Source organism: Micromonospora yasonensis (genome assembly GCF_026013475.1).
GTDB lineage: Bacteria > Actinomycetota > Actinomycetes > Mycobacteriales > Micromonosporaceae > Micromonospora > Micromonospora yasonensis.
The window spans coordinates 34,865-43,981 of sequence record NZ_JAPDPH010000038.1; the positions used below are offsets into that span (position 1 = coordinate 34,865).

Sequence of the window (9,117 nt, forward strand, 5' to 3'; positions counted from 1 at the left end):
CTGGTCCCATGCGCCGCCTGCGGCAGCTCGCCGAGCGCACGCCGGCCGGGCGGGAGCGCTACGTGGACCTGCTCCGGGCCCTGGCGATCACCATGGTCGTGCTGGGCCACTGGTCAATCGCCGTCATCGGGCACGACCGGTCGGGACGACCCACCGGGCACTCTGCCCTGGGCGACCTCCCGTGGGCCTGGCCGCTCACCTGGGTGGCCCAGGTGATGCCGGTGTTCTTCCTGGTCGGCGGGTACGCCAACGCCGCCTCGCTGACCGCCCGCCGGCACCGACTGCGACAACTCCAGCTCGGCGCGTCTGACGCCGCGCCCCGACCTGGAGCCGTCGACGGACATGCCACCGGCTGGCTGGTCGACCGCAGCGCCCGGCTGGTCCGCCCCACCACCGCGCTGCTGGTGGTGCTCGCGGTCGGCGCGGCGGTCGCCACCGGACGGCACGCCGACCCGGTACAGGTCCGCACCGTGGTCTGGTTCGCCACCATCCCGCTCTGGTTCCTGGTGGCGTACCTGGTCGTGGTGCCGCTGACCCCACCGATGTACGCGCTGCACCGGCGCTTCGGGCTGGCCGTGCCGGCGGTGCTGCTCGGGCTCGTCGCGCTCGGCGACCTGGGCCGGCTGCTCGGGCCGGCCGGGCTCGCCACCGGCAACTACCTGTTCGGCTGGCTGGCCATCCACCAGCTCGGCTTCGCCTGGTACGACGCCCGCTCCCCCGACCTGCCCCGCCGCCGGCGGCTGCCGCTGTCCCGGCGCGCCGGGGCACTGCTGGTGGCCGGCGGGCTGGCCGCGTTGGTGCTGCTGACGCTCGTCGGCCCGTACCCGGTGGTGATGCTCAACGTGCCGGGGACCCGGCTGGACAACGCGGCCCCGCCGAGCGTGGCGCTGCTCGCGGCGGCCACGGCGCAGCTCGGGCTGATCCTGCTGCTGCGTGCCCCGGCCGAGCGCTGGCTGCGCCGCTCCCGCCCGTGGCAGGCGGTGATCGCGGTGAACGCGGTGGTGCTCACCGTCTTCCTCTGGCACCTGACGGCGGCCGTGCTGCTGGTCGGCCTGCTGGACGCGCTCGGCGTGCTGCCCACCCCCCGGGTCGGGTCGCCGGCCTGGTGGGCCTGGCGGATCCCCTGGGTGCTCGCCCTCGCCGTGGTGCTCGCCGCCCTGGTCGCCGTCTTCGGTCCGATCGAGGCCCGGTCGCGGCGGCACCCGGCCGGGGCCGTAGCGGCCCGCCCGCTGCGCACCGCGCTGGCCGTCCTCGGGTACGCGGGCATCGTCGCCGGGCTGCTCCTCAACAGCCTCACCCGCAAGGTCGCACCCGAGCCGCTGGGGCTGCCCGCCCCGGCGCTGGCGGCGTACCTGGCCGGGGCGGGGGTGCTGCGACTGCTCAGGTCTGGGTGGGGAAGCCGAGGTTCACCCCGCCGTGCCGGGGATCGAGCCAGCGGCTCGTGACCACCTTGCCCCGGGTGAAGAAGGCGACCCCGTCGGCGCCGTGCGCGTGCAGGTCGCCGAAGAGCGACGCCTTCCAGCCGCCGAAGGAGTAGTACGCCATCGGCACCGGGATGGGCACGTTGATGCCCACCATGCCGACCTCGACCTCGTGCTGGTACCGCCGGGCGGCCCCGCCGTCGTTGGTGAAGATCGCCGTGCCGTTGCCGTACGGGTTGGCGTTGACCAGGTCCACCGCCTCGTCGTACGAGCCGACTCGGACCACGCTGAGCACCGGGCCGAAGATCTCGTCGGTGTAGATCGACATCTCCGGGGTCACGTGGTCGAACAGGGTCGGGCCGAGCCAGAACCCGTCCGGCTCCCCGTCCGGGGTGACCGCCCGCCCGTCCACCACCGGCACCGCACCGGCCGCGATCCCCGACTCCACGTACGAGCGGACCCGCTCGGCGTGCGCGGCGGTGACCAGCGGACCCATGTCGCAGCCGCGCCGGCCGTCCCCGGTGCGCAGCCGGGCCATCCGCTCGGCGATCTTCGCGACCAGGGCGTCGGCCACCGGCTCGACCGCGACCAGCGCGGAGATGGCCATGCACCGCTCCCCCGCCGAGCCGAAGCCGGCGTTCACCGCCGCGTCGGCGGCCAGGTCCAGGTCGGCGTCGGGGAGCACCACCATGTGGTTCTTCGCCCCGCCGAGCGCCTGCACCCGCTTGCCGTTCAGCGCACCCCGCTGGTGCACGTACCGGGCCACCGGGGTGGAGCCGACGAAGGAGACCGCCTTCACCCCCGGGTGGTCGAGCAGGGCGTCCACCGCCTCCTTGTCGCCGTTGACCACGTTGAACACGCCGTCGGGCAGGCCCGCCTCGGTGAACCACTCGGCCAGCAGCAGCGCCGCGCTGGGGTCCTTCTCGCTCGGCTTGAGCACCACCGCGTTGCCGCAAGCGATCGCCAGCGGGATGAACCAGAGCGGCACCATCACCGGGAAGTTGAACGGCGAGATCACCGCGACCACGCCCAGCGGCTGCCGCAGGCTGTACGAGTCGACCTCGGTGGAGACGTTCTCGCTGAAGCCGCCGCGCAGCGCCGAGGGGATGCCGCAGGCGTACTCGATCACCTCCAGCCCGCGCTGCACCTCGCCGGCGGCGTCCGCGAGCACCTTGCCGTGCTCGGCGGTGATCACCTCGGCGAGCCGGTCCCGGCGGGCGTTGACCAGCTCGCGGACGGCGAAGAGCACCGCGGTCCGCTTGGCCAGCGAGGTGTCCCGCCAGGCCCGGGCGGCCCGCTCGGCGGCCTCCACCGTGCCCGCCACGTCCGCGGCGGAGGCCAGCGCCACCTGACCGGTACGTTGCCCGGTGGCCGGGTCGAACACGTCGCCGCGCCGCTCGGAGTCGCCGGCGACCCGCTTCCCGTCGATGTAGTGCCCGATGTTGTTCATGCCGCCACCTCCGCCGCCGCGGCGGACCGGATGGCGTCGACCAGGATGGCCAGGCCCTCCCGGGCCTCGTCCTCGGTCAGGGTCAGCGGCGGGCCCATCCGCACCACGTTGCCGTAGAGGCCGCCCTTGCCGACCAGCAGGCCGCCGGCCCGGCAGGCCTCGAACACCCGGGTGGTGAGCGCCGGGTCCGGTTCGGTGGTGCCCGGGCGGACGAACTCCACGCCGAGCATCAGGCCCTTGCCGCGTACCTCGGCGACGCAGTCGAGATCGGCCGTCGCGGCCCGCAGCCCGTCGCCGAGGATCGCGCCGACCCGCGCGGCGTTGGCCTGCAGGTCGTGGTCGAGCAGGTAGTCCAGGACCGCGTTGCCGGCGGCGGTGGAGACCGGGTTGCCGCCGAAGGTGGAGAAGCTGATCGCCGGCACCGACTCCAGCACGTCCGCCCGGCCGACCACCCCGGCCAGCGCGAAGCCGTTGCCGATGCCCTTGGCGAAGGTGAGCAGGTCCGGGGTGACCCCGTGCGCCTGGTAACCCCAGAAGTGCTCGCCGGTACGCCCCCAGCCGGTCTGCACCTCGTCGCTGATCAGCAGGATGCCGTGCTCGTCGAGCACCTTCTTCCAGCCGGCGAAGAGCCCGTCCGGGCCGTGCACGAAGCCGCCGACGCCCTGGATCGGCTCGGCGATCAGGCAGGCCACGTCGCCGGAGGTCTGGGTGGCCAGCACCTCGCGCAGGTCCTCCACCGCCGCGTCGATCCGGTCGGCCTCGTCGAGGCGGGCCAGCAGGCCCCGCAGCCGTTCGCCGGAGTGCAGCCAGGCGACCTGGAGCGGGTTGAGGGCGCTGGCCGACCAGCTCCGGTTGCCGGTCACCCCCATCGCCGCGTACGAGCGGCCGTGGTAGCTGTTGCGCACGGCGAGGATCTGGTGCGAGCGGCGGTAGTTGGTGGCGACCAGCAGCGCCGCCTCGTTCGCCTCGGTGCCGGAGTTGGTGAAGAACACCCGGGCGTCCGGGATGCCGGAGACCCGGGCCACCTTCTCGGCCAGTTCCACCTGCTGCCGGATCAGGTAGAGGGTGGAGCTGTGCACGATGCCGGTACGCAGCTGCCGCTCGACCGCCTCGCGGATCTCCGGGATGTCGTAGCCGATCATGTTGGTCAGCACGCCGCCGAAGAAGTCCAGGTAGCTGCGTCCCTGTGCGTCGGTCACCCGACGACCGGCGCCGGAGACCAGCTCGATCGGGTCGGCGTAGTAGAGCGGCATCCAGGACGGGAGCACGGCCCGGTGCCGGGCCAGCAGGTCTTCGGAGGTCATTCGGCGCACCCTTCAGCGGCGGTTGGTCCTCGCACGCTCTCACCGGGTAACCACCGGGACAACTGTCAGCCTGTAGCGCAGCGACCGTCCACGCCTGACACCACGTCAACCACGCCGTTGCGGTTTCCGGGGCGGAATACCCTCCACAGCCTTCTTCCCGCCAGCCCTCGGGCTGGTCGACCACTCGATCCGCACCGCCGGCACTCGCGCTGGCGTACGGACGGAGTGGCTTTCCCGCCCGGAACGCCGGCGCGGCAGGTGCAGCGCGGCGGCGAGCAGCCCGAACGCGGCCCAGCCGGATCGGCACCCTCCGATCCCGTCGTGGCACCCAGGGTAGCCACGATCCACAACGGCCGGTGCTCGGCCACCGACCGGCGGTAGCATCCGCCGGGTGCGGACGACGGAGGTGGCGCTGCCGGCCGGCGCGGCGGGGACGACCGGCGACGAGCTGGTCGCGGGCGTACGGGCCTGGATCGGGTCGCCGCCGCTGCGCGCCCTGGTCGGGCACTTCGGCGGCGACTGGCCGGCCGGGGACCTGCCGACGGTCCTGGCCGGGCTGGACGACTTCTCCGCCCGACACTGGGACTTCCGGGAGGGGCGGGAACGCCCCGACGCCCGGGAGCCGGCCTTCGACCCGGCCACGGTCCGGCTGGTGCTGGCGGCGGCCGACACGCTGGGTCTGGTCCGGGCCGCCCTGCCGACCCTGCCCCGGTACGCCCACCTGCTGGTGCTCGGCGGGCTGGCGCACGCCTGCCTGCGGCGCACCGCGTACGCCGCCCACCTGGTGCGCGGCATCGCCGGGGTGTCCGGCGAGGTGGCCGTGCTGGGCAGCTTCCGGGCGCTCTCGCCGGCCGAGTCGCGGACGCTCGCCGACGCCGGGGTGGCCGGCTGCGCCACCGAGGTGGACGTCCTCGACGCCGGAGTCCGCGCCGCGTTCGGGGTCAGCACGCCGAGCGAGGAGACCGGCGAGGACGCGGACCACCCGCACCGGGCCTGGTCCTCACGCACCTACCGCCCGGCCGGGCTGCCGCCGGTACGCGTGCTCGCCGCCCCGTCCAGCGAGCCCGATCGGCGCCGCGCGCACACCGCCGACACCCAGCGGTTCTGGGCCGAGCACGTCCGGCTGCGCGCCGGCGACCCGGTGCTGATGGTGACCGCGCCGATCTACGTGCCGTTCCAGCACTGCGACGCGCTACGCACCCTCGCGGTGCCGTACGCCTGCGGGATCGACACCGTCGGGGTGGACCCGGCGCTGGCCGTCCTGGCCCGGCTGCCCGAGCCGACCCTGACCCCGGGGCGGTACCTCCAGGAGATCCGCTCGGCGATCCGGTCCATGCGCGCCCTGCACGCGGCGCTGGCCTAGCCCGCGCCGGGGCCGACTGGGGCTGACTCAGCGGAACCGGGCCCGGGCGATCGCCCGGGACACCGCCACCGGCTGGTCCACCTCCAGGACGAGCCGGTCGAACGGCTGCCCGTCCAGCTCGACCAGGAGCACCTCCTCGGCCCGGTGCACACACCAGAACGAGCGGCCGTGGGTCCGGGAGAGGTAGGTGCCCGCCATGATCAGGCCCGGCCAGAAGGTGCCGGGCAGCCGCCAGCCGGAGCCCCGGGCGTACGCCTCGGCGCGGGAGACCGGCCGGACCCCGGTGACCGCGGCGGTCGGCGCCCGCACCCCGGCCGAGAGCGCCCACAGCCGGTCGGCCCCGGTGAGCCGGACGATCAGTCGCTCCGGGTCCACGTCCACCTGCACCGCCATGATCGCGAGGCTAGCCCCGCGGCTGGCCGACGACCAGGGGCCCACCACCCGGGTGGGCCGGGTCGGATCAGCGGGCGGTGTCGGCGACCGCCTGGGCGAAGACCTCGGAACGGTGCTCGAAGTTGCGGAACCGGCCGTAGCTCGGCGCGGCCGGGGAGAGCAGCACCACCCCGCCCGACGGGGTGAGCTTGCGGGACAGCCCCACCGCGGCGACAAGGTCCTCGGCGATCTCGGTACGCACGGCCGGCAGCCCGGCGAGCGCCTCGACGATCCGGGGGCCGCTGTCCGGGATGCCGATCACGGTGATCTCCCGCTCGGCCAGGTGGTCCCGCAGCGGGGTGTAGTCCAGGCCCCGGTCGGTGCCACCCACGATCACGGTCAGCGGCCGCCCCTCGTACGCGTCGATCGCGTGCATGGCCGCGTACGGGCTGGTGGCCAGGGTGTCGTCGACGAAGGTGAGGCCGGACGGGTCGGCGATCTCGGTGAGCCGGTGGGCCAGCCCCTGGAATCCGGCGACCGCCACGGCGAGGCTGTCCTTGCGGCCCACCACGTCCACGCCGAGCGCGTCGAGCACCGCCAGGGCGACACAGAGGTTGCCCTCGTTGTGCCGGCCGACCAGCGGCAGCACCGCACGGGGGAAGAGCGGGTTGTCCCGCAGGTGGAACCAGGGCGTGCCATCCGGACCGGAGGCGACGTGGGTGGTGTCGGGGAAGCCGGCGCGGATCGCCGCCCGGTCCCCCAGCTCCAGCGCGAGCCGGGGGTCGGCGCCGTTGACCACCACCGCGTGCGGGCCGTGCGCGAGCAGGTTCAGCTTGTCCCGGTAGTACTCGCGCTCCCCGCCGTGCGCGTCGAGGTGTTCCGGGAAGAGCGCGGTGACCACGGCCACCCGGGGCGAGTCGGCCAGGTCGGCGCACTGGTAGCTGGAGAGCTCCAGCACGTACAGGTCCGCCTCGGGCAGGTCGAGCAGCGGCACGCCGATGTTGCCGCCGAAGACGTTCGGCCGGTCCATCGCGGTGAGCAGGTGGCTGATCAGGCTGGACGTGGTGCTCTTGCCCTTGCTGCCGGTGACCCCCACGGTCCGGTCGGCGTGGTCGGCCATCCAGAGCGCGCTGCCCTGGGTGATGGTGATCCCCCGGCGGTGCAGCTCCACCATCCACGGGTGGGTGCTCGGCACGCCCGGCGACCGGACCACCACCTCGGCGGCGGCCAGCCGGGCGAAGCCCTCCTCCCCGGTCACCAGCGGCGCGGCCTCGGCCAGCGGGCCGTCCCAGGGGAGGCTGAGGAAGTTGGCGCTGTCGTCGACGGTCACCAGGTCGGCCGGGCCGTGCGCGGCTATCGCGGTCACCGCGGCCCGGCCCTCCCGGCCGGCTCCCCAGACGGCGACATGACGTCCGCGCAGATCAGACAGGCGCACAGGCTCTCCTCGGGCTTGCGACGGCGGTGGGGCGGGCGCGGTCCGGCACAGCCGGACACGGCGGACGAACCAGGGCCTAGTATGGCGTGTGCCCAACGAGCAGCTCCGGCGGATGGACGCCTTCACCTTCCCGTCCTACTCGATCGACTTCGGCACCGGCGAGGTGTTGCTGGACTACGCCCTCACCGGCCCCGACGGCGAGCAGCGGTTCACCGAGGTGATCACCCTGCCGCTGCCGGCCGAGCCGGTGTCCGACGAGACGGCGGCCACCCTCGACCGGGTCCTCGAACTGCTGCACATGGTCGCCGGGGTCAGCTACTACAAGGCCGCCGCGCCGCCCCGGCTGGTGCTGCCGGCGCCGCTGGGCACGGCCGCCGTCGAGTTCGTCACCGCCGTCTACACCAAGGGCCTCGGCGAGTACGCGTACCGCAACCGGCTGCCGCACGTGCTGGAACTGCGCCCAGAGGTGCCGGCCGGCGAGGTCGCCGCGCCCCGGGTGTACGACAACTCGGACCGGCGCCCGCTGTCGGCCGTCGGCGGCGGCAAGGACTCCATCGTCAGCCTGGAGGCGCTGCGCCGGGCCGGTTTCGACCCGGTGCCCTTCTCGGTCAACCCGAACCACGTCATCGTCTCGGTCAACGAGGCCTCCGACCTGGTGCCGCTGGCGGCCCGGCGGCGGCTCGACCCGGTGCTGTTCGAGCTCAACGCGGCCGGGGCGCGCAACGGGCACATCCCGGTCACCGCGATCAACTCGCTGATCGCGGTCGCCACCGCCGTGCTGCACGGTCTCGGCCCCGTGGTGATGTCCAACGAGCGGTCGGCGTCCGACCCCAACCTGATCTGGCACGGCCACGAGATCAACCACCAGTGGTCCAAGGGCGTGGAGGCGGAGGGCCTGCTGCGCGCGGCCCTGGCCGAGCACGCCGGGCTCACCGAGCCGTACTTCTCCCTGCTGCGGTCGCTCTCCGAGTTGCACATCGCCCGGCTCTTCGCCGAGATCGACCGGTACGACGCCGTGGTGACCAGCTGCAACGCCGCGTTCAAGCTGCGCGACGCGAGCGAGCGGTGGTGCCGTGACTGCCCGAAGTGCCGGTTCGTCTTCCTGGCCATGGCCCCGTTCATGTCCCGGGAGCGGATCACCCGCATCTTCGGCGGCGACCTGCTCGCCGACACCGCGCAGATCCCTGGCTACCGGGAACTGCTCGGCGTGGACGGGCACAAGCCGTTCGAGTGCGTCGGCGAGGTGGAGGAGTCGGTGGTGGCGCTGAGCCTCCTCGCCCAGCAGGAGCAGTGGCGCGACGCCCCCGTGGTCCGCGCCCTGGTCGACGCCCTGCCCGACACCGCCTGGACGGCCGCCGCCACCTCGGACGTCTTCACCCCCGCCGGCCCGACCTACGTCCCGGCCCCCTACGCCAAAGCCCTCACCGCCCTCACCTGACCCCGCGCGCCCCCACCCTTCCCCGCCTCAGGGGGTGCGGACGGCGTCGAGGGCCAGGAGGGCGACGTGGAGGGAGAGGCAGGCCTCGACCGAGTCCAGGTCGACGGCGAGGATGCGGCCGATCCGGGCCAGCCGCTCGTAGAACGCCGGTCGGGACAGGTGCGCCGCGGTCGCCGCGGCCGACTTGTTCCGGCCCTGCTCCAGGTACGCCCGCAGCGTCCCGAGCAACTGCTCACGCGGGTGCTGGGCGTCGTACGCCAGCAACGCGCCGAGCTCCCGCTCGACGAAGGTCTGCAGGCGCGGCTCGTCGCGCAGCAGGTGCAGCAGGCCGGCC

General features: G+C 74.2%; 8 protein-coding genes. 3 read left to right on the forward strand and 5 right to left on the reverse strand.

Going from position 1 to position 9,117, the window contains the following annotated elements; all coding sequences use genetic code 11:
- Positions 1-8 precede the first annotated feature (8 nt).
- The gene (locus ONA70_RS11190) at positions 9-1,445 is read left to right on the forward strand and encodes an acyltransferase family protein (RefSeq protein WP_265006313.1); all 1,437 of its coding nucleotides are present in this window, start codon (positions 9-11) and stop codon (positions 1,443-1,445) included.
- Here ONA70_RS11190 and ONA70_RS11195 read toward each other — a convergent pair.
- Positions 1,381-2,871 carry a CoA-acylating methylmalonate-semialdehyde dehydrogenase gene (locus ONA70_RS11195; protein ID WP_265006314.1) on the reverse strand — a complete coding sequence of 497 codons (1,491 nt, stop codon included), beginning with the start codon at positions 2,869-2,871 and terminating at the stop codon, positions 1,381-1,383. The two genes, ONA70_RS11190 and ONA70_RS11195, sit on opposite strands and share 65 nt — an antisense overlap.
- On the reverse strand, positions 2,868-4,175 hold the full coding sequence (locus ONA70_RS11200) for an aspartate aminotransferase family protein (RefSeq protein ID WP_265006315.1): 1,308 nt from the start codon (positions 4,173-4,175) through the stop codon (positions 2,868-2,870). The genes ONA70_RS11195 and ONA70_RS11200 overlap by 4 nt, the downstream gene beginning before the upstream one ends.
- A gap of 391 nt (positions 4,176-4,566) precedes the next feature.
- Between ONA70_RS11200 and ONA70_RS11205 the strand changes: the two genes are divergently transcribed.
- The gene (locus ONA70_RS11205) at positions 4,567-5,538 is read left to right on the forward strand and encodes a hypothetical protein (RefSeq protein WP_265006316.1); all 972 of its coding nucleotides are present in this window, start codon (positions 4,567-4,569) and stop codon (positions 5,536-5,538) included.
- A gap of 27 nt (positions 5,539-5,565) precedes the next feature.
- Here ONA70_RS11205 and ONA70_RS11210 read toward each other — a convergent pair whose 3' ends face one another.
- The gene (locus ONA70_RS11210; protein ID WP_265006317.1) at positions 5,566-5,931 is read right to left on the reverse strand and encodes a hypothetical protein; all 366 of its coding nucleotides are present in this window, start codon (positions 5,929-5,931) and stop codon (positions 5,566-5,568) included.
- Between the two features lie 67 nt (positions 5,932-5,998).
- Positions 5,999-7,345 (reverse strand): UDP-N-acetylmuramoyl-L-alanine--D-glutamate ligase, encoded by a 1,347-nt coding sequence (gene murD / locus ONA70_RS11215; protein WP_265006318.1) that lies wholly within the window; start codon positions 7,343-7,345, stop codon positions 5,999-6,001.
- An 88-nt stretch (positions 7,346-7,433) separates the two neighbouring features.
- Here murD and ONA70_RS11220 point away from each other — a divergent pair, with 88 nt between their 5' ends.
- The gene (locus ONA70_RS11220) at positions 7,434-8,783 is read left to right on the forward strand and encodes a hypothetical protein (protein WP_265006319.1); all 1,350 of its coding nucleotides are present in this window, start codon (positions 7,434-7,436) and stop codon (positions 8,781-8,783) included.
- 27 nt (positions 8,784-8,810) lie between these two features.
- On the opposite strand, the gene ONA70_RS11225 is transcribed toward ONA70_RS11220, so the two are convergent.
- Positions 8,811-9,117: PucR family transcriptional regulator (locus ONA70_RS11225; RefSeq protein ID WP_265006320.1), on the reverse strand; the 307-nt coding region annotated here is incomplete at its 5' end.